The organism is Rhizobium sp. PP-F2F-G48, assembly GCF_004342335.1.
In the GTDB taxonomy this organism is placed as follows: Bacteria; Pseudomonadota; Alphaproteobacteria; order Rhizobiales; family Rhizobiaceae; genus Ferranicluibacter.
Genome location: NZ_SLVH01000008.1, coordinates 39776 through 61488, shown reverse-complemented (window position 1 = coordinate 61488; position 21713 = coordinate 39776). Strand labels below are relative to the sequence as shown.

At 57.6% G+C, this 21713-nt stretch carries 11 protein-coding genes and 3 pseudogenes; 7 read left to right on the top strand and 7 right to left on the bottom strand.

The genetic code is table 11. From position 1 onward, the window contains the following. Positions 1–51 precede the first annotated feature (51 nt). A pseudogene (locus tag C8J36_RS25390) lies at positions 52–291 on the bottom strand (hypothetical protein); the annotation flags it as partial. A gap of 705 nt (positions 292–996) precedes the next feature. On the opposite strand from C8J36_RS25390, the gene C8J36_RS17590 reads away from it, so the two are divergent. Both C8J36_RS17590 and C8J36_RS25385 read left to right on the top strand, forming a co-directional pair. Further along, the gene (locus C8J36_RS17590) at positions 997–3186 is read left to right on the top strand and encodes an EAL domain-containing protein (RefSeq protein WP_132536708.1); all 2190 of its coding nucleotides are present in this window, start codon (positions 997–999) and stop codon (positions 3184–3186) included. A 579-nt stretch (positions 3187–3765) separates the two neighbouring features. After that, positions 3766–3989: pseudogene (locus C8J36_RS25385) on the top strand (TrmO family methyltransferase); the annotation flags it as partial. A gap of 5 nt (positions 3990–3994) precedes the next feature. Here the strand turns inward: C8J36_RS25385 and C8J36_RS17580 are convergent. Then, positions 3995–4204 (bottom strand): molybdopterin-binding protein, encoded by a 210-nt coding sequence (locus C8J36_RS17580; protein ID WP_132536707.1) that lies wholly within the window; start codon positions 4202–4204, stop codon positions 3995–3997. A gap of 333 nt (positions 4205–4537) precedes the next feature. On the opposite strand from C8J36_RS17580, the gene C8J36_RS17575 reads away from it, so the two are divergent. Continuing rightward, on the top strand, positions 4538–6382 hold the full coding sequence (locus C8J36_RS17575) for a methyl-accepting chemotaxis protein (RefSeq protein ID WP_132536706.1): 1845 nt from the start codon (positions 4538–4540) through the stop codon (positions 6380–6382). Positions 6383–6725: 343 nt separating this feature from the next. On the opposite strand, the gene C8J36_RS17570 is transcribed toward C8J36_RS17575, so the two are convergent. After that, positions 6726–7871 (bottom strand): tyrosine-type recombinase/integrase, encoded by a 1146-nt coding sequence (locus tag C8J36_RS17570; protein WP_132536705.1) that lies wholly within the window; start codon positions 7869–7871, stop codon positions 6726–6728. 123 nt (positions 7872–7994) lie between these two features. Between C8J36_RS17570 and C8J36_RS17565 the strand changes: the two genes are divergently transcribed. Both C8J36_RS17565 and C8J36_RS17560 read left to right on the top strand, forming a co-directional pair. Continuing rightward, complete coding sequence (locus C8J36_RS17565; RefSeq protein WP_132536704.1) at positions 7995–8948, top strand: DUF1403 family protein; 954 nt, start codon at positions 7995–7997, stop codon at positions 8946–8948. A 2-nt stretch (positions 8949–8950) separates the two neighbouring features. Continuing rightward, a complete protein-coding gene (locus C8J36_RS17560) occupies positions 8951–9640 on the top strand; it encodes an SMC-Scp complex subunit ScpB (RefSeq protein ID WP_132536872.1) in 690 nt (229 codons plus the stop codon). Positions 9641–9754: 114 nt separating this feature from the next. Here C8J36_RS17560 and C8J36_RS17555 read toward each other — a convergent pair whose 3' ends face one another. The 4 genes and pseudogenes from C8J36_RS17555 to C8J36_RS17540 form a co-directional block, all read right to left on the bottom strand. Next, a complete protein-coding gene (locus tag C8J36_RS17555; protein WP_132536703.1) occupies positions 9755–12661 on the bottom strand; it encodes a hypothetical protein in 2907 nt (968 codons plus the stop codon). A 183-nt stretch (positions 12662–12844) separates the two neighbouring features. Next, positions 12845–13423, bottom strand: a complete 579-nt coding sequence (locus C8J36_RS17550; protein ID WP_132536702.1) for a PIN domain-containing protein — start codon at positions 13421–13423, stop codon at positions 12845–12847. After that, positions 13413–13859 (bottom strand): DNA-binding protein, encoded by a 447-nt coding sequence (locus tag C8J36_RS17545; protein ID WP_132536701.1) that lies wholly within the window; start codon positions 13857–13859, stop codon positions 13413–13415. Before C8J36_RS17545 ends, C8J36_RS17550 begins: the two co-directional genes overlap by 11 nt. Before the next feature lie 120 nt (positions 13860–13979). After that, a pseudogene (locus C8J36_RS17540) lies at positions 13980–16328 on the bottom strand (hypothetical protein). Positions 16329–16828: 500 nt separating this feature from the next. Here C8J36_RS17540 and C8J36_RS17535 point away from each other — a divergent pair. Continuing rightward, entirely contained in the window at positions 16829–17965 is a 1137-nt protein-coding gene (locus C8J36_RS17535; RefSeq protein ID WP_132536700.1) for an RHE_PE00001 family protein, read from the top strand. A gap of 248 nt (positions 17966–18213) precedes the next feature. After that, positions 18214–21654, top strand: coding sequence for a type ISP restriction/modification enzyme (locus tag C8J36_RS17530; RefSeq protein ID WP_132536699.1), 3441 nt, complete (start codon positions 18214–18216; stop codon positions 21652–21654). Positions 21655–21713 lie beyond the last annotated feature (59 nt).

Sequence of the window (21713 nt, the reverse complement as noted above, 5' to 3'; positions counted from 1 at the left end):
TCGAAACGCGATCCTGTCATCCCAAAATGACTTTGATAAGCGACTCAAAAGCTAACGTTTTCGTTCGTCGCGACCTCCCTCTAAGGCCCGATGTGGACCGGCAGCTTCGGTTCGGTTGACCCCGAAGCGATCCCCCCGCCGCTGATGACGCCGCGTCATCTCCGCAGATACATGGCCAAGCTGCTTCTGAAAATCGCTTTCATCGACCTCTGCGGACGAGGCGAGCCCGGCGCGTAACGATTGCCCAGAGAACTTCTAAGCGCGCTCGATCTCACTCAGATCGCCGCGCATATGCAAGAAGATGCGGTCCCAAGGTCGCGGTTTCACTTTGCGGAAAGGAGGGGGTAGTTAAAGCCTCGAAGCCCTAGTCAGATCCCCGCTGAAGCGATCGCGTCGCCGCTGATATCTAAAGCGGGCGGCGCTAGCGGGCTTGACCTGGCCCTTGTCCGGCGAGTTGACCGACGATGCGCTCGTACATCGTCTTTTCGTCCGCGCCGGGGTCAAGCAAGGCCAGCGGTGACGCCAAGAGCCTGTTTGGGCACTCAAGGATCAGCCGCTCGTCTAGCCAGAAGACACGACAACAGCTGAAAAGCGGTTGGTATGTCGCGACCATGGTCAGACGTATATTGCGATCCTGTCACCTGCGACGTGATTTCCGCTGCGTTGTTTGATGAGTGGCAGCGCACCAGAACATTTTCGAATCTTCGTGATCTCGGGCGTCGCTACCGGATTTGTCTCCACGGACATCAGCTGCTTGGACGATTCGTTGTCAGTGTATTGCTTGATACCCCCGAATGATATCTGACGGCAGACAATCCGATGGTACAGGCGATCGTTTACTCATCTACCGGCGTCGGTCCCCATTTCTTTGATCGTTAACGATATCGCTTCGTCTTGTTTTCACAGTCTCTCGGTAAAGTTAGATTGCGCGAAATGCTTGGCATGATGTCAAGAGATGCAGTCGCAGATGATGTCTTCCCTCCTCTTGGATTGAACATGAACCCCCGCGTCTACTCTCGGCGCAACGGCTCGACCTCATCCGTCGCCTGCGCAACCGTTTTTTTCCTTATTGTCGGGCTTACGCTTACCGCCATCATGGCACATGTGGTCGGCACCATGGTGATGTCAGCAGATGCGATAGATGATGTGCGCGCCACGAGAGCGGTAGAAGCTGCTGTCTCGTCGCTGAAAAGCCGAATCTCAGCAATCACCAGCGACAATAGTGTCTGGGACGATGCATACGCCGCCTCGGTCGGTGCAGATCCGGTTGGCTGGGCTTACGAAAACTGGGCCAAGACCAGCACAGACTACCCGCTCTATGATGGGGTGGTCGTCGCGGATCAATCAGGAAATCCTTACTCGTCCTACCTTAAAGGCGAGAAATTCGATGCCGTTTTTATGTTCGGCACCACGCTGCAGCACCAAATCGACAAGGCCACACAGGGCGGAACCAAGCCTGTCGTAGAGTTTCTTGCTACCAACGGACGGATTTTCTTGGTCTCCACCAATGCCATCCAGCCGTTCGCGTCGTCTGCCGGTTTGCCCGGACGGCATCACGTCCTCTCCTTCATCAAGGAGCTGACGCCTGCGGTTCTTGACGCCGAAGCTCAGCAACACAACCTGGATGGCTTAAGGCTTACGCAAGCGGCGGAGACGGGGCAACTCAAGGTCAATATCACAAATACGGCCGGAGGTGTCGTCGGCACTCTAATATGGCACGCGCAGCATCCTGGCCAAGAGTTGTACCGCGCGGTAAGGCCCTACATCTATCTGGCTATCGCCATTCTCATTGTCTTTCTGATGGCAGTCTTGGTTTGCGGAGGGTTGGAGGCAAAGCGTCTTAAGGCGCTTGCTGCCGTAGCTCAACGAGAAGCCGCCCAAGACAGCCTGACAGGCCTTTTCAACCGGACGGGTCTGATGCAGCAAGTCGGCACTCTCCAAAACCTCCGGGAAAACGACGGTTTGTTGACGCTTCATCTCATCGACCTTGATGGCTTCAAGGCTGTCAATGACGCTTGGGGGCATGCCGTAGGAGATGAACTGATCAAGCAAGTCGGTCAGGCGCTCGCAGCGCTCTCTCCAGCGATCGAATGTGCTGCGCGCTTCGGTGGAGATGAGTTTGCGCTTCTGCAACGTGGTGCAATGACTTCCAAGATCGACGAAGTTGTTCTGGACATCTTCCGCGTGCCCTTTAGCGTTTCCGGACGAACCGTTGAGGTTGGTGCAAGCATCGGAACGGCAACAGCGACTGCGACCGTCGAGCCTCTGGAAATTTTGCGTCAAGCGGACATAGCGCTTTACCGTGCGAAGGAAGACGGAAAAGGCCGTGTCGTTCACTATGATCTGTTGCTCGATGTCGAAAGGGAACGTGTATCGCTTCTTGAAGCGGATCTAAGAGAAGCGATCGTGAAAGGTGATATAACGCCGGTGTTTCAGCCGCTCGTATCGGCAGCAGATGGAACTATGCAAGGTGTCGAAGCCCTCGCGCGTTGGAACGGAGCAAACGGGCGTATCAGCCCGGAAATCTTCATTCCGCTGGCGGAAAAAGCCGGGCTCATCGACGCTCTGGGGCGGCTTATGCTCTCTTCATCCATTGCTCACGCAAAGCGCTGGCCGAGCCTGTATTTGTCGGTCAACGTTTCGCCCTTGCAACTCTGCAGCCCGGATTTCCCCCTAGTAGTCCTAACAATTCTAGACAAGGAAAGTTTTGATCCACATCGCCTTACCCTCGAGATTACCGAGGGCGTTCTAATGTCAAATCCGGACCAGGCGCGCCGGTCGATTGAATCGCTCAAGAGAGTTGGGGTGCGGTTCGCACTCGATGACTTTGGCAGCGGCTATGCCAGTATCGGTGCTCTGCGCACTTTTGGGTTTGATCGTGTGAAGATTGATCGTTCGCTCGTAATCGCACTTGAGGAAGAGCAAAATGGCGAAGATGTGCTAAAGGCGACGGTACTGCTGGCAACCGCTTTAAATATACCTGTGACGGCGGAAGGTATCGAGAACACTGCCCAAGCAGACATCTTGAGGGCGGCGGGGTGTGACCAATTTCAAGGTTATCTAATGGGCAGGCCGATGCTGGCGTGTGACATAGACGAGGAACTTAGCAACACGAACTGTCCGCATTCGAGGGTAGTGCACGAAGAGAATAGCGGAACCGGTGAGTATGGACTTGCTGTCGCTTGATCCAGAGAAAAAGAAGTCGAACACGATTTTAGTTATAAGGGATGCTTCTGAAGCTCCGGTCTAATCGGGCGTTGCCGATCCCGTCCGCTTCATGCTGCGGTTCCACTCCTCCTTTCCGTCGGCGAGCAGGACGTCGAAGAAAATCAGTACAGCATTCTCTGCAGTCCGGAGAACGATACTGGCGGCGTGTGGGGTCGGCATGGTCTGATCCCCTTCGTATGACGTGCTTCGGCGCGCCGCATGTCTGCGCTTTGGCCAAGACTTCGCTGTGCGAATGCACGGCGAGCGTCGAGCCATCTCGATCTGCGCCCTGACGTCGAAAAGGCTGGTAAGACCCGGTCCGCTGACAGCGCTGTTGCGAACAATCAGTTGCGGCTTTTATTCCCTTCCGTGCAAAGCGGGCTTGCCATCAGGCAGGTACGAGGTCCCCGGATAGCCTGCCTTGGCGTAACATCGTGTGCTTTGGCGGGTCCCCCTCTCCGCCTAACCTTCGGCCAAGGACGGTCGACGGCTTGCGTCACCGGACCTTTTGGGGACCAAGGTTCAGCACGTTCCGTCTCATTCTATCCGACGATTCAGTCACTGCCTTCGCCCTTAGGGCCAAAACCGATCGGCACATCCATCGTCGTGCTCGAAGCCATCGAATATGCCATCCTTCTTGTGCGCGGCTCGACTGCCTTGACGACACGCCGCTGATCAATCTGAAACCGACCGCGCGTTTTTCAAGCCGATCGCTCCACCGCAACCGGGCCATTTTTCCGACCGGCGACGATGGCGCTGCACCGCATTGCCAGAATGCGTGACCTTGTCAATCGACGGCGATCATGACATCGGACGCCTTGATCACCGCATAAGCCGGCCCGCCAACAACGAGACCGAGTTCTTCTACCGCCTGATTGGTGATCGAGGCCGTCACGATGGTGCCATTGCCGATGTCGATGCGGACATGCGACGTCGTGGCCCCCTTGGTCATTTCTACGACTGTACCCTTGAGTTGATTGCGTGCGCTGATTTTCATGCTGGTCTCCCGTGGTCGTGCGGGGGCCGCGAGATCACGGCCGATTTGTAACGGCCGCTGTGTCACAAGCTGTTATTGGAAACAAGCCAGCATGTAAGTGACGGAGACTACGACTGACTTTCGAGCAATCGAGTTTTCCCCTGACGAAAATCTGCAGCCTACCCTTTCGTTGGCCTATATTGAAACACGCCAGCGTTACCCGACTAAGGACACATGCAACCTAACGTTAAGATTCCCTTAACATCATCTTAGGTGATTGAGCGTTATCCTAGTTATAGGGGCTCCACGATCTCGCAAGCGGATTTGCAGCGCGCCCCCTTCAAGGGACCGTCGATGTCATTCCTCCAGAACGCTCGCATCAGAACGAAAATTCTCTCTCTCCTCATCCCTCTGTGTGCCGCGGGCATCGGCGGCGTTGCCGTCGTCGCTCACAATTACAGTGCTTCGGATGCGAATTATTCCAGGTTCCTTTCGAAAGAAGCCGCGGCAGAGATCAACATGGCCATCGCCAGCCAACGGCTGGTCGCCGTTGTTTATGATGCATACCAGGTTATGGCTTATGCGAGCGGAACGCCTGAACTTGCAGCAGCAACAACAGACTATGGCGCGAGTACTGCCCGCTACCTGGAGCTTGTCGGTCAATCCAGAACCGCCCTTCCAGACGATGCCCAGACCTTCGACAGCTTCGAGCAGAAAGGCAAGGCGATCTTTGCAGTGACAGATAAGGCAATCGCCGCAAGCGCTTCTGGTCGGAATGAGGAGGCGAAGGCTCTTCTCGCGCAGGCCGACAAGGAGGTTGCGGCCTCACTTCCGGAAATCCGGAACTGGATTAATGCCCTGTCCAAAACGATTGCAAGCAAGACTGCGGCTCTGACCATCGAGACCGCCTCAACGATCTTCTACAGTCTTCTAATCCTCGGCGTCGTATTTACGATAGGTATCGCACTGGCCCTGTTCGTTACGGCGCGCGGCATAACGGCACCTATCGCTTCCCTCCGAATGCGAATGACCAGCCTGGCCGCCGGAGACGTTGACGCTCCGGTATCAGGGACCGATCGCCGCGATGAAGTCGGCGAAATGGCAGCAGCCGTAATGGTGTTTCGCGACAACGCCATCGAACGCGCAAGGCTCGAGCAGGAGACCGTTGCAAACCGCTCCATGTCGGAGAACGAGCGTATTCAGCGTGAAGCGCAAAAGGCACAGGAGGCCGCCGACACTCTTCATGCCGTCACCAACCTAGCGAAGGGGCTTCAGGAACTCTCTGAAGGCAATGTCGCCTACCGCATCCCCGGAGCGTTCGTTGCGCAACTCGATCTCCTGCGCGAGAACTTCAACGCATCACTGGAAAAACTGGAGTCGACATTGATCCAGGTCGGTGAAAACGCCCGCGGCATCGACGGCGGTGCAAACGAAATCCGCTCTGCGGCCGATGATCTTTCGCGACGAACCGAACAGCAAGCCGCATCCGTCGAGGAAACGGCAGCAGCTCTCGAACAGATCACCACCACCGTGCGTGACTCAACGCGTCGCGCTGAAGAAGCCGGGGCATTGGTTGCCCGTGCCCGTGAGGGTGCAGAAAAATCCGGTCAGGTGGTCAGCAATGCGGTCACGGCTATGAAGGCGATCGAGACGTCGTCCGGCGAGATCGGCAGTATCATCAGCGTCATCGACGAAATCGCGTTCCAGACGAACCTCCTGGCTCTGAATGCCGGCGTGGAAGCTGCGCGTGCTGGGGAAGCGGGCAAGGGCTTTGCCGTGGTGGCACAGGAAGTCCGGGAGCTGGCGCAACGCTCTGCGAAAGCAGCCAAGGAGATCAAGGCCCTCATCGCAACATCCAGCGGTCACGTTCAAGCCGGCGTCAAGCTTGTCGGCGAAACGGGAACGTCCCTTGCGACGATTGCTGGTGAAGTCCAGGAGATCAATCGGCACGTGGCTGCCATTGTCGAAGCCGCCCGCGAACAGTCCATCGGCCTCCAGGAAATCAACACGGCCGTCAACACCGTGGACCAGGGCACACAGCAGAACGCGGCAATGGTCGAGCAGTCGACGGCGGCCAGCCATAGCCTTGCCAGGGAAGCTGCCTCACTGACCCAGCTCCTGTCTCAGTTCAAGCTCGGCTCGGTCACTCACGCTCCGCCCTCCATGCTGCGATCGACTGTCCGCAACATGGCAGCCTAAGATGAACGCCCGCGCGATCCTGCGTCAATTTGCTGCCATCTGAGCGGGTGCCGGGACAAGCCCGGCAGCCCTCTTACAGCAGCATCGATCCGCTCAGACCGGCCTTGCGGAGTGTCCCATTAGGTTTTGGTGCTGCTTCCTTGGGGGACTGATGTTTCCGGTTTATAAGACGAACTCATGTAGATGACCGTTGCGATGATCGTTGGGAGACCAGAAGCTGCTGGCCCCGATAGTCGTGATTCTGATTGTGGCTTTAGCTCCCGATTTCAATTGAAGCGCTAACCGATAATTCCGAAGCCAGAATCTCCGCTTAAGATTTCATGCGGGGGAGGGAAGGGGCCAGCTAAAGACCTGAAGCCTTGGTCAAATTCACGCGGAAGCGATCACGGCGTCTCTGATATCTGCGGGTCATCTCTGCGGACGCGTGGCCCAGTTGCTTCTGGACATACCGCTCATCGACTTCGGCAGATGAAGCGAGCCCAGCACGAAGGGAGTGACCGGAAAACTTGAATGCACGCTCGACCTCGCTGAGATCACCGCGGACGCCAGCCGCTATCGCGGCCCGCTTCACTAGCCGAGCCACTTCCTTGTCATTCAGCCGTTCTGGCCCAACCGCCTTGCCTTGTCCCATGACCCGACGGAAGAGGGGACCGTGCGCAAGCTTGGCGAATTTGACCCAAGTCTCGACTGCCGCGATCGGGCAGGTGGAGTCTGAAGAACCGCGGCCAATCTCGACTTCCCGCCATCCCGTTTTGCCGCGCAGGGTAACCAGCATTCCCTTGTCGAGGATTTCGATCCAGCCGCGACCGTCTTCGGTCTGATCTGCCTTCAGATCAAGGCCAACGATCTCGGAGCGGCGAAGACCTCCTGCAAAGCCGATGAGCAGCATGGCACGGTCGCGCAGGCCGCGCAGAGAGCCGCGATCAAGCGTCTCGACCATGGCGATGATATCCTCTGCTAGAACCGCTTCCTTCGGGACGGGCGGCCTGGCATGGCTGTTACGAATGCCGGCCATCACCGAGGCAATATGCCTGTCCTTGCGATCAAGCGTCAGGCCGCGCTGGACAAAGTTCCAGGACAACGAAGAGAGGCGTCGTTCGATGGTTGAGACGGAGTTGGCCTTGGCACCTCTTATAGGCGTGCCAATGGCACTGCCGGAGGCGCAGGCGGTGATATAGAGCCCAACTGTTTGCGGGTGCGGGGGGAGCGGAGCCAGATTGGACCGCCGACACCAAGTAGCAAAATGCTTCCAGTCCGAGGCATAAGCCTTGCGGGTATTCGCCGAACTCGCCGCCTCGACGTAACCCCTGGCGCGATCGGCAAGGCCTGCGAGGTGAGATGGCGTCTGATCCTCGCCGACTAGAGAGGGGAGGGGGCTATCGCCCGACACGTCCGGCGCAGAAACATCACGGTCAGAAGCCGTGCCGAGAGACTTCGCTGAGGTCTCCTCGACGTGAATTTCTTTGCTCTGCTCGATGATTTGGGCCATTTCTCTATAATGAGCAATATGTCCGATAATGCAACATTATCGGACATAATTTGTAAGCGACGGTGTGTGCGGATTGTGTGGTTTTCGATGGCATAATCCGCACATCCGCGCTACGCTCCTCTCATGGATTCGCGCAATATCCCGGTCGGCTCTGCCGCTGCATCAAGCTTCATCCTGCCGTCATGGTCCGTATCACTGCGGCCTGTCGAGACGGAAAGCGATGCGGCCTTCTCAGCCGGCATCGCCCTGAAAACGCTGGATGATCTGCTGCGCACTAAGCCGATCTGGAGCGGCTGCTGGGGCGCGCGTCTGACCCTTCGATCCGCCGCTGCCGCCGTGCGCCTGACAGGGCGCACCGAGGGGGAAGCCGAGCTGCGCGACGCCATGCTGTTGTCCTCGGACGCCGGTGATCTAGGGCCGGCCGGAAACGTCTATTCCGCCTACAGGAAGCTCGGCGCCCGCAAGGGTCCCGTGAACACGGCGTTTCTTCGGGAACTCGCCGCAATGCTTTCACTGCGGTGGGACGATCATCTGGCGGGCGTGGTCGACTTGGTCGATGGCGCGCTGCAGTCGCCGCGATCGGCGCCCTTTGCTGCAGCCGATCTCGTATCAGTCATCCATGCCGTTCGCCCGGAGGCAGAGCGACTGGCTTGGGCGCTTGCCGACGGGTTGATTGCGCAGCGGCTCGGCTGGCAGAGGCCTTTGTTTCTCCTGATGGCGCAACGCGGCGGACCCGCCTTCCGCACGCTTGGCGGCCGCGGGCGGGTGCGACCCGGCGAGCCGGGCTTTGCGCGTGCGGTGTGTTTGGCGCTGGTCGAGGGTGCGCGGGCCGCGTTGCAGGCGGCGAGCGAGATCGACCGGCGCGCCCGGCAGCTCGTGACGGTGGCGCCAAAATTGCGAACGAAAGGCGGGGAGGGTGTAATCCGGCGATTGTTGGAGGAGGATGCGGTGTCGGCGTCCGCTCCGGGCGCTGAACTTTCGCGCTGGGCCAGCCGGCGGATGTTCGAGAGGCTTGAGAGTTTCGGTGCGGTGCGGGAGCTCTCCGGCCGCAGCACGTTTCGGATCTACGGGCTGTGACGATGGCGGGCGCAAGTACAGGCTCCCGCTGTCGCACCGGGAAACGGGACGATGATCGCGCCTTCGACCAAGAGCTCGAGGACCTGCCGGCGGCGTTACGTTGGCGGGAATGGATGATGCGGGTCGAGGCGGTAATCTTTGCCTCCGCAGAGCCCGTCACGCGCGAAACGCTGGCCCGCGTTGTCGGCAAGGATTGCGCCATCGATCTCTTGATCGACAATCTCCGTGAGGATCTGGTCGGGCGGCCTTATGAGCTCGTTTCCGTCGCCGGTGGCTGGCAACATCGCACCCGCAGCGTCTATGCTGAAACCATTCGCGCTTCCACCACCCAGACGCGTTCCCTGGCGGCGGCTCTTTCGCAGAACGAAGCAACGGTCCTGATGGCTATTGCTTATCTCCAGCCCGTCACCCGTGGTGAGCTGTCAAAGACCTTTGGCAAGGAGATCAGCCGCGACACCATTGCAAGCCTGCGCAGCGCCGGCTTGATCGCCTCCGGGCCGCGTAGCCCGACGCCCGGTGCGCCCTACACCTACGTGACCACCCGGCATTTCCTCTCGGCCTTCGGTATGGAGACGCTGCTGGACCTGCCGGACGTGGAGATGCTCAAGGATGCGGGGCTGATGCAGGGGCGCGGAACTGACGTGGCGCTAACGTTCGATAGCGGTGAAGAGGCCGACATGGACGAAGCGTGATCTTGCTTGGTTCAATGAACCCATCAGGATAGCCGTGTTTGTCGAGCCGATTACACCAGCAGACGAAGGCGAACGGGTGGAGCGATCCAGCATCTTATCGCTAGAGTAAACATTTTACTGTTGTTCGTCCACCGACGCTGTTGCGCGCCAACGGCTCGCAAACTCATGGCCGATCTTCCATGTGCCGATTTTGGTATCCTCGTCTTTACAAGGAGCGGCAACAAGATCCCGTTCCATCTCGAACTCGTCATCCAGCACGATGGCAAACAGGAAGCACTCGGTACGGTATTCACCACGTTCCCGGCTCTTGAGTTTAAACGCTGCCTGCGTCACCAACGCATCAAGCTTGCGACTCTTCCAAAGCACGTCCCCGTAGTCGCTGACCACAGTGTCGACGCTGTCCAACTCCCAGCCGGCATTCGTCTGAGCGTGTAGCCATGCCAAGAAGTCGACATTAGAGAACTTGGAATTTCGGGCGTCGAAAGGCTGGCCGGCGACGGGCGTAACGGCCGCTTTCAGTATCGTCACAAATTTTGCTAGCCGCGCATTTGCCGCTGGACCGCTTGCCTTTCGCAGTTCGGCTTCGATAACGACACTTTGTGATAACTCTTCCTTGCGTTGAATTTCCGCCAGGCGCGCCCTTTCCTCCGCTGCAAGCCGGTCAGCTTCGAGTCGCCGCGTTTGTGCGAGTTCGATATCAGCGAGTTTTCTGGCTGCTTTAGTGACGGTTTCGTTATCGAACCAGACCGGGAGGAAGGTAAAAGTGCGCTCATCTCGCTTCAGGGCTCGCGTAATTTGCTGCAGGGAACTTGTAGGGCCATAGATCACCCGGCACTCGTCGCGCAGGATCAAGGGGTAGAGTCGATCGAGACTGGGTTCGCTGATAACCGGCATCGGTTTGTTGGTTTCTACAAGCGCGGCAACTTCTTGTGTCATCTCCAGATGAACGACCGCATCCTCTTTGATGGCGAGACAGAGATGTCCCTCGCTGGAAGGAACCTCGAACGCACCAAATCCAAGTCGAGTGCCCGCGCTGATACCGGAGGCGATCTCGGCCACAAGCGCTGTCTCTTCCTTCTGCCTCGATGCGAGTTTGCCATAATCGATCGGCGCGAATGGACGAAGCATTTTTCCTTCAAGCGCATCCAAAAAAGCCACCGCGAAGCTCGGCGTGGCTTCCAAAAAGGCTTTTCGGCCGATGATGAGGATGTCGTTACGTTGCGGGCTGCGGCTTGTGCAAACCGTGGTCTTGAGGACCGAGGCCCCAAAGGTCGTGAGGACAGTACGAAGTCCGCGCTTCAGGGCCGGCGTCTCGTCGATGCCCAGCAAGCAGACGCTCGCAGTTTTTTGCGAAAATGAGAACCCGCCGTTCAGCGTGCGCACGAGTGATGGAGCATCCGCGGATGCATTGAATAAAACAACAACATCATCGGCGGCGCCACGCAAGAGGACGGCATTGGCCGGCGTCACAGCGAACGGAGCGTTCGGTTCTGTCTGCTCGATGGGCGCGCCTTCAGTACCCAGCCCAGCGTAGCCCGGTAGTTCCCGCGCCAGCTCGTTCTTTACGATCAGCACGCTGACGGATTGCTTGGCATCCTGAAGGCGATCAAGGTCATCCGAGGGGATAGCATCGCCGAGGAGCTTCAGCTCCTGAACCACTTGCGGGAGTTTTGAAGACGAGATGTTGCCGGCGACCCATTTTGTAAGCGCAGCACGTGCCGCCTCCAGCTCTTGTTGATCGCCCAAAACGTGCTTGCGATGGTCTTCGGCCCGTTCCTTGTCCCTCGCCGACACGAACTCGCTATACCCCTGCAAGGGTGTCAGAAGCACGCTAAGCTGAGATGAGGCCTGTTCAAGGTTGGACGGGTTCCCTGTCGACAACGTCACGCCAAGAACCGAAGCCTTGTCGGCAATCTCGATTAAGTTGATGATCTGTGGATTGAGGCGGATGAAGACCTGCGCGTCGTCAAGCAGGATACCGGCTTTCGCACGCGCAGCCTTGAGATCCGCAGCAACGGCACGCTCGAAACTCGTTTTGTCGACAAAACCGCGCTCTCGCGCTTTCTGAAAACTGTCCTTGTCAGCAAACCCAGACGATCGAAATGCCACGTAGTCGGTTCGCGTTCCGAACCGGAAGCGGATTGCGGTGCGATACTCATCGACGGTTTGAAAGCCACCGAAGCGCGCTGTCTGAAACTCTTCCGCGGAGTCAAACCCGCCGCTCATTGCCGCGTCGAAATCTTGCTGCGTTTGAAAACCGCGTTGCCTCGCCTGAAACAAAGCTTGCGGGGAAGAAAACCCGCCCTTCACAGCTTCGGTGTAGGTTTCGCCATCTTCAAAACCCATCGCTCGCGCCACTTGGCGTTCCGCTGTCGATTGAAACCCGTCTCGGGCGCTCTGCTCGATCATCTCGATGGCATAAGCGTCGAGGTAGTCACCCGGAGGCCCACCGAATGCCGACGTGTAGGCTGTAAACGCCTTTACGGTTCCAGGTCCCATTAGGCCATCTGCCGTGCCTGAGTAGAGCTTGACGCGTGCCATAGCCATTTGCAGTCGTTTGACAGAATTGATCAGAGGGGCCTGCGTCATCAGATCCGTCGAAGACCCTGCCGTGTAGCTGTGCGAAATGAGCTCATTAAAGCCTTCGCCATTGCTAAGGAAAGCATCATTCGGGATGAGCCTGAGCTCCTTCAGGGTCCGCAGGTTCGGCTTTGCCTTGTCCTTAAAAAGAGTGCCAGCCAGAACCGCGAAGGAACCGTTGCGCGAACGTGCGATCAACGTCGGTCCGAGCGTTGCAGCAAAGGATTGTGCAACGATACTGGCTTGCTCGTATGTGGGCCTGCTTGAGACTACCAACCAGATCGCATTGGCCAGCGGTACTTGTAGAGTGACATTATATGCGAGGGGCGAACCGAATGCCGGCCGGTGATGCAGAAAAGCGCGCGGCGCGGCGAGCGCAACATCTCCCAACAGGCTGGCAGCCAGCAGAACGCAGCAACCTGTTGTCCTCATGTTAAGCATGTCGATCCCCGCCCCATTACCATCTCACTGTAGTCAATGTTTGAGCGTCTGCAACCAACTGTTGCGCCTGCTGTAATGGATCTATCAATCAAGGTTAAGCGGTGGACATTTCGCTCAAGCGCAACGGGGTTCTCTCAAAAGAGCAGTGGCTCCAGCTATCCGTCTGCAGATGCTGTGGACGGGTCATTTCAGGAGTGCGATGTTTCTGCGAAGCCGCTCCGAAAATGCCTCCAGACCATTCTGCTTGAGAGCATCGACAAACGTCTCGACCGATGACGCCGTCTTGCGCAGATTATGCCGCGCGTGTTCAACACTTGAGATAAGGGCATCGGGAAACACCGTATGAAGCTCGGTCAGGAAGGTGTCCGGTGACTGGCTGGTCACGCCGTATCGCATCAATTCTTGCACGGGAAAATCCTTGAGGTTCCATGTGACGATCACGGAGGCCTTTCCAGCAATGGCCGCAGCCAGCACATGTCGGTCGTTAGGGTCTGGTAGTTCAAGATCTGCGATCAAGGAGCGATAATGTGCAACATTCGCTTCCGGCAGGACGGCCTTCATCTTGTCCCGCGTAGCCGTCAGGCGCTCGATCGACAAGGAATCCGTATTGGCTGCAAGATTGCGCATCCATTCATCATGGATATCATCGGTCCAGCGCGCCTCGACAAGTCCGTCGAAGGCACATTGTACCAGGATGTTTCGGAGGTGAAAGGGGTAGAGGACGCAGGCATCATAGACCGCGACGGGCGCGCTAGAGGCCATGGTTCTGGATCAGATCTTCGGTGTCCTCAGTCAGCGCATCCATGGCGGCCTGTCGCATATCAAGCTTGGCCTTCATCGCGAGCACGTCCCTCAGAAGCGCCCGTCGGTGCTTACCAATATAGCGGAACGGCAGATCGCCTCGGTCCATGCGTAGGACGACGAGTGGACGAGAGATGCCGAGAATGACGGACGCCTCGGTTGGGCTCAATTCCTGATCCTCGGCCAGAACGGCGACACGTTCACCGCGCAGCATATGTGCCAAGAGCGTTTCAACGGCAGCCGTGGCCGAGGGCGGTATGGAGAGCGTCTGCTCCCGGCCGCCTTCATGACGAACACGAAGTTCCAGCGTGTCGCCCGCAGCCAACTTTGGTAGAGGCAAAGCCGCCTTACGGTCGCGATCTGACAATCCGGCGAAGTGAACGAGCTGACTAGCCATAACAGTGTCTCCTCAACCGCCAATATGGCCTAAAGGGCCTGTAACTGCAATAACTGAAAATAGTCTACGTTACCTCGCTCACGGCATATCGCGATCCAACCACGCTACCCAAGCTGTCGATTATGCAGCTTCCCAGACCTGGTTCAGGATTTTTGCCGCCAATGCTGCTTTGTCCTGCGGAAGGAAACGTCCATAATGCTGCTGAACCACATCGGGGGTATCCTGGATTGCGTAGCTTGCCTGCTCGTAGGATCCTGTTTGCTTGAGGATATGCGTTGCCAGAATGTCGCGGAGATTGTGAGGCCCGTGCGGCAACAGGCCCTTGATGGCGCCGCGACCCGTATAGGGGTTGTAGATGCCATACCGTTGGATCACGGTTCGCCAGGCCTCATAGAAGGTCGTGGAATTATAGGCCGCGTCCAGACTGGTCGTTTTGACCGTCTTGACGAAGAACGTGCCAGGATCGCCGGCCCGCCCGAGCAGCACGCCACGGTGACGGTCGATATAGGCCTCGAGATAGGTGTAAAGCCCCAACAGGTCCGGGAGGATCAGCCGAAACGGTTTTTGCCCGAAGAAGGATGAGCCCGCATTTTTGAAAGCGACGGAGGGTATCAGGACCTCCCACCCACGGTCGCGGTCGCTCCACCGCAGCTCGCCGCATCTCATATCTTCCAGGCGGCGCTCAGATGTCGGAAAATGACCGCGCGGGCAGAGGCGGAGCTGACGAAGGTTTTTCTGCCGAAGGCCGAGATGCAGGCCCAGGCGAAGCATTAGGAAAGAACGGACTGCTTCCGCCGCCGGTCGCGGGTAGCGATCTTCGTCTGGCATGCGCTTTAAAATCTCGTCTGTGATCTTGCGATACTCCGCCAGCGGACTGTCTGCCTCAAGGACGACCATGATCGGTTCAAACGGATCGCGGTGCACCCGCATGACGCGCTGGACTTCCCTCGACCGATTGCCGGCATGCCGATGAAATGCGTCGCAGGCGCCGTGCCAGTCGCGTGCGGCGTACTCTATTTCTTCACGTGCGATCAGACCTTCGATGGGTCTGACATGTTTCAGCAGCTCGGAGTGCTGTCGAATCCAGCCGACCTCTGCGCGGGAAAGAGCTTGCGCGATCATCAACATGTCCTCCTCCCATCTGGTCTAGAAGCCGCGGCGCCGCTCCCGCCATTGCAGGTACCAGTCCCAGACCCCTGGAAAAATTAGCAGGCCGAAGGTCAGGTGACCGAGGGGGACACCTCGGCCTTTGACCATGCCGGTGGGCGAGGCGGCCAGCGCGCCGAACATCAAGCCAAGATGCTCTATTTTCTGCGATGCGGTTTCCTCACCCCAGACCCCATTTCTCTGGAAACCGGCCGCCGTCAGCGTCGACGTCTTGAAGCAGATCAGATCGGCCATTTCCATGGCCAGCCGCGGCGGTGCATCGACCACGCCGGACAATAGATCGGGATCATCGAAAGTCTCTATGGCATCTTGCCCATTGTTCATCAGCAAAGAGGGTGCCCGCGGTGACAATGATCCACCGCCGTATGTGACGCCGGGGAAGCGAATAGCGTACCGCTGCTTGATCGCTGCCGCCTGATAGCGCCGGTAGTCCGTTGATCCGGAGATGACAACACGGCGCACCCAGTTGAGGATTTCCTCGCGCTTGGTGTGCGGCAAGCTGCCAAAGTCGTCCGGCAAATGCCATGCCAGACGTCGCCGTTCTGCGGGGCTGATGTCATGCAGGTCATGGCCCTGCGGCGACCGGGATTGGTGAGGCAGCTTCGCCTTGAAATATCCGGGCTCCAGTCGATAGCGTTTCTCGATCCGGGACAGGATCTCGAAGCTTGCCAACGATCGCGGGGCGCGCTCGCCCTTGATCCAGGACAGCAGCGTCGTTTCGTCAAAGGTCTCGCCGAGCCGAATGATAGCCCGATAGAGCTGCCAGTATGTTTCGCCAAACCGGCGCATGTGATAGGCGAGCGCGTCCTGGAACGTTTTGGGATCCACCGTCACCTCAAACAACGGATCCGGAAAATCCTTGATTGGCTTGGGCTCAGGGCCAGACCGGGTTGAGGTCGATGGGACTGACGCACCGGCGCTGCCTGTTCGTCGAGGCTTGCGGGTAGAGGATGCGAGTGTGGTTGCCGAAGGGTGATCGCGCTTGGCCTTTGCGGCTGACGGTGAAACCTCGTCTGAAATGGGCGGTAGTTCGAGCCACCGGATGATGGCATCGAGGCCAGGACGCAGCTGCTTCTTCAGAATCTCTGTCAATTCGCTTTCGATCCCACAGGCTTGCGAGATCTTCTTCCAATCGATGCGGCCATGCAGCAACGGTGGTGCTTTGCGATATATCACGAGGCTGATGAGGTAGGGTCTGATACTCTCGAGGCTGCGCTTCGAGGCGATAGGCGCGATGCGGATGTCGCAGAACTGCGATATCTTTCGTTCGAAATGGAGGGAAGATTTGTCTTGTTTTGGCATGCGAGAGATCCGGTCCTCTCGGCACCAATGCCGAGGGCGTGCGGAATAAAAGGAATCTCTTAATAAAAGATGTGGCCGCTTCCGCGGAGGCGAGATGTCATTTTGGCTGCATAGGTTCGGATGAATGGTGCCCTGCGGGCGGTCTTGGAAGCCAGTTTGGCGGAGCAATCCGCATCATGAAACTCGCGAGCGAAGCCCTCGACCTCGCCATATAGCATAGCGTTTGGCGACATGAGCATTTTGCGCATATGCCAAACTGCACGACGGAAAAGGTAAAACGTCTCCTGGGTCTTTTCTCATGACACACATCCCTTTAGGACGCACCGGAGGCAATCACCTGTTTGAATATAGAAGTGCCCATATCTAAGTACAGAAATATGGATATCGGTATATATGCCATCGATAAGGAGTATTTATCGATGGTTATGCGCCCAACTGATCATCATACCATGTGAGGAGCTGTAATATTAATATAGAGTTCTTATAACAGATCATTTAGCATAATATCAATGGCTTACTATCTCGCGAAAATCAGCATAACGGCTCTAATGCGCCCGGCTTTTGACGCCGGTGTCGCGCTCACCCGTCTCGATGAACGGGTTGCCCGTTCGCCGGTCGGCGCGGGCTGGATCGACCGGGCGCATTTCGGCGATGCTTGCGCTTCCCTCTGGATCGACGGCGAACTTGTCCACCTCGAAGACCTCGTCCTTCACGACGCTACGCGGGATATTCGCACACCTACTCATGAACTGACAATCGCCCGTGACGTGCTTCGCACCCGACGGCGCATTGCAGCCCAGCTCCCGGCCTGGGCACTGTCGGCCGAGGGTATTCGGACGCTGCGAAAGACGGCGGAGATCACGTCGTCCGACGCTGGCGAGCTGGAGGCGGCCGCGGCCATTCGGCGCGTGGTCCCGATTGATCCGGACGGGGAGGGAGAAGACGGGGACGGCGAAAATCCCCCCGGCGTGGATTACGCCGCCATTGATGCAGTGCTCGCCCGGTCGGAGGCGGCGATCGCACAAGCCAAGACGCCCGGCGTGGGCAGCGCGGCGGAAAGAGATCCGATGATCTATGATCTGGACTGGGACGAGGATGCCCGGCTCGACGAATGGCGCGGCGTGCTGCGCCAGGTCGAAAACCTGCCGGCAGCGCTGCAGGCGATCATCGCCCTCGATGCCTGGAACGAGCTTTCGGTCCTTCAGCACGCGCCTTGGCTTGGCAGGCTGTTGTGCGCTTCGATCCTGCGCCAGGCCGGCATCACCACCGGCGCCCATCTCGCCGCCATCAACATTGGCCTTAAAACGATACCCGTCGATCGGCGCCGGCATCGCGATCGGGGGAAGCGGCTGTTGGCCATTGCCCACGGCTTTTTGGCTGCCGCCGAGATCGGCATGAAAGAACATGACCGGCTGGCGCTGGCCCGAAGACTCATGGAGCGAAAGCTCGATGGACGGCGTACGTCTTCAAAACTGCCGGAGTTGGTCGAGCTGGTAATGGCGAAGCCATTGGTGTCGGCCAAGATGGTGGCGAAGACGCTCGAGGTGACGCCGCAGGCGGCGCGGCGGATTGTTTTGGAACTCGGCCTCAGAGAGATGACGGGGAGGGGGAGGTTTCGGGCGTGGGGGATAATTTGACGGGCTTGAACAGAGCTGCTAGCGGCCGGGATCCATGGTCGCTGCTCAGATCTCCAACGACGTTGCGACAGCGCACAGGATTGAATGGATTAGGGGTGTGAATGACTTCCAATCACAACCGGCGCTAGCCTTCCAGGCGCTGCCTGTTTACCCTGAATTTGCAAAAGTAAAATGATTCGGGTGAACTTCTTCTGAGGGGCTGAAACGTGTCCTGAAAGTCGAGGGCTCCACGGAAAGCGGGGCAAGCGATGATCGTGGAAGACAGAATACTCGCTGCATATCTGAGCGAAATCGCGAGAGTTCGTGCGACAGCTGCCGGGACGGCAGAAACCTCCTATTATGGCGCGCTGCAAGGCGCGTTCAACACGATTGGTTCTGAGCTTCAACCGCACGTATATTGCCTCAGCCAGTTGTCTGGAGGAAGCGCTGGTTTCCCTGATTTCGGTCTGTTTGTGGAGCAGCAGGTTAGTCGCGGGCAGCCGCTCAACTGGCGTAACGGCGGGCCAAGTCCCGAGCGCGGCGTTATTGAAGCGGATGACGTTCCGGCCTCCCTTGGCATTAAGCGCGGTTCGCAGCAGGTCACCAATTATCTTTCCGCTTACGGCCTTGTCCTGATCACCAATTTTCGCGATTTCGAGTTGCTTGAGGCGGGTAGCACTGGTCCGCAAGTTGTTGAACATTTCAGCTTTGGTCGAGATGTGAACGCTTTCTTCGCTTGGGCCGCCCAAAGTAGACGATCGGAAGATGCACCGATTGCTATGGCGTTCACCGAATTCTTCCGCCGTGCCATGCTCCGACGCGCACCACTTGCCGAGCCGCGTGATGTCGCGGCTCTTCTCGCGTCTTACGCCCGGGAGGGACTGGCCAGAGTCACCATTAGCTCAGCGCTTCCGTCGCTCTCTGCACTGCGAGACGCATTGGGATCGTCGCTGGGGCTCAACTTCGAACCTGGTCCAAAGGGAGACCGCTTCTTCCGATCCACATTAGTGCAAACGCTGTTCTATGGTCTATTTTCCGCTTGGGCCTCGCATGCCCGATCCTCATCAACTCCGTTTGATTGGCGCACGACGGCTTGGGGTCTGCATGTTCCTGCGGTCCGTTCGCTTTTCGAGCAGTTAGCAACACCAGGGAGATTAGGTGCACTTGGTTTGGTTGAGGTTATTGGATGGGCTGCTGATGCCCTCAATAGGATCGATCGCTCTGCCTTTTTTGGTCGCTTTGACCAGGCGGAGGCGGTTCAGCACTTCTATGAGCCATTCTTGGCTGCATATGATCCTGACCTCCGTAAGGCGCTCGGCGTCTGGTACACACCCGGTGAGGTGGTACGTTACATGGTTGAACGGGTCGATCGTTCTTTGCGTACGGAGCTAGGCATAGCCGACGGCCTGGCCGATCCCAATGTTTGGGTGCTTGATCCTTGTACAGGAACAGGTTCGTTTCTGATCGAAGTGCTTCGTCACATTCGACGAACTCTCGAAGCAAAGGGGGCAAGCGCCACCCTCGGCGCCGAACTTAAAGATGCTGCGATGCGTAGGGTAGCTGGCTTTGAGATCTTACCTGCGCCGTTCGTCATTGCCCATTGGCAAGTCGCATCACTGCTTGCAGAAGTCGGAGCAACGTTCGACGACGATATCGGCGAAAGAGCAGCAATCTATTTGTCCAATGCGCTGACTGGTTGGGAGGCAGGATCGGTCAATCCACACCTTCCGTTCCCAGAATTGGAGCGAGAACGCGATCTTGCAAATACAGTGAAGCAATCTTCTCCGGTTCTCGTTGTTATAGGAAATCCTCCCTATTCAGCATTCGATGGGACCAGTCCCAATCCTGAAGGAGATCTTGTAGCTCCCTATAAAGTGGGGCTTCGCGAACGTTGGCGCGTTCGTAAATTCAATTTAGACGAGCTCTATGTCCGCTTCTTTCGCGTGGCGGAACGGCGTATCGCCGACGTGACGGGCAGGGGTATCGTATGTCTGATTACCAATTCTTCCTATCTCGGTTATCGCTCATTTACGGTGATGCGAGAGCGCTTAGTGACAGCTTTCGACCATATTTCTATCGACGCGCTACATGGCGATAGTCGGCAAACAGGCAAGCTGACGCCGGACGGCCTGCCTGATCCGTCAGTTTTCTCGACCGATTTTAATCCCGAGGGTATTCGGGTCGGCACTGCTATCGCCACCCTCGTTCGCCGAGACTCCAGCGAACCGAAAAAAGCACAAGTATTCCATCGCGACTTTTGGGGATCAGCAAAGCGCCAAAACCTCGAGGCGACCTTGGCAATGGATATGCAGCAGTTTGTTGATAGCTATACGCCATCCAACCCATCCGTGGATAACCGCTTTAAGCTTGCTCCAGATACAACACTCGCTGTCTACCGTGCTTGGCCATCGCTCGCCGAACTTTCCGAATCCGATGAAGGCAGCGGTCTACTTGAGAAACGAAAAGGCGCACTACTGGCATTGGAGGAGGGCACCATCCGCAATCGTATGGAGAGATACGAGGATCCGGCGGTGAGCTTTGAGACATTGCGCTCTGAAAATATTGGTCCCGTTATAGACGCCGCGGGCTTCAATGCTCGTACAGCGCGGGCTCGTTTCTTAGCCAGCGGTGGAGTAAGCTCGGGGCGCTTTGCGGAGATGATGGAGCATCCGTTCGATCGGAGGTGGGTTTTCTACACCGACGCCGCCCCGCTGTGGAATCGTTCGCGTCCAGGGCTGGCGGCGCAGCAAGCTGCAGGTAATCGCTTCATTGTAACTCGTGTGCAATCACGCAAAGCTGGCGAGGGCATTCCGGTGTTCTTCACGAGCGACCTGCCTGGTGATCACCTTTTTGATCCCAATGCTAGGCCTTTTCCGGTAAAGCGGATACTCGACGCGTTGCCAGGATCAGGGGGCTTGGCATTGCACGGTGGAGACATTGTTCCCAATCTTTCAAACCGCGCACGCGAATACCTAGACGGAATAGGAGCCGCTAGTTGGCTTGCGGCCGGGCACTCTCAGCTTGATGCCCTTTGGTATCATAGCTTAGCAGTTGCCTATGCTCCGGCATGGCTGGACGAGAACGAAGAAGGTATAGTTGACGATTGGCCGCGCATCCCATTGCCAACAAGCGTGACTGTTCTTGAATCCTCGGTAGCGCTCGGCCGACACGTTGCAAATCTGCTTGATCCGTCTCAACCGGTGGATGGAGTGACAACAGGTGCTATCTGGCCGGTTCTTCGGCACATCGCAGTCCTGGAGCGACTGGGTGGTGGATCAGCCGCGGGCATCGACTTTGCCATGACCGCGAGATGGGGAGCGCGTGATAGCCGAGGCGCGGTAATGCCGGGACCCGGTCGCATTGATCAACGGGCTTATGCGGAGGGTGAATTGCCGAGTAGCGCAGAGCTTACGACTCTTGGCGAAACAACCAACGATGTCTATCTGAACGAGCAGATTTTTTGGCGAAATGTACCTGCAGAGGTTTGGGACTTCACCATAGGCGGGTTTCAAGTTCTAAAGAAGTGGCTTTCATATCGTTCGCACGCGGTGATCGATCGACCTCTAAGTCTGTCGGAGGTGAACTATTTTCGAGATACGGCGCGCCGGCTCGCAACGCTGCGATTAATGGCTGGTGAACTTGACGCGAATTACCAGGCGTGTGCCGAAGCGTCATGGCCTTGGCGGACTGTCAGCTCGGTCGAGACGTAAGCTTGACTTGTTTGATTGGTCTGTCTGACCGGACTATTGTTGAAGAGCTGCCAATATTC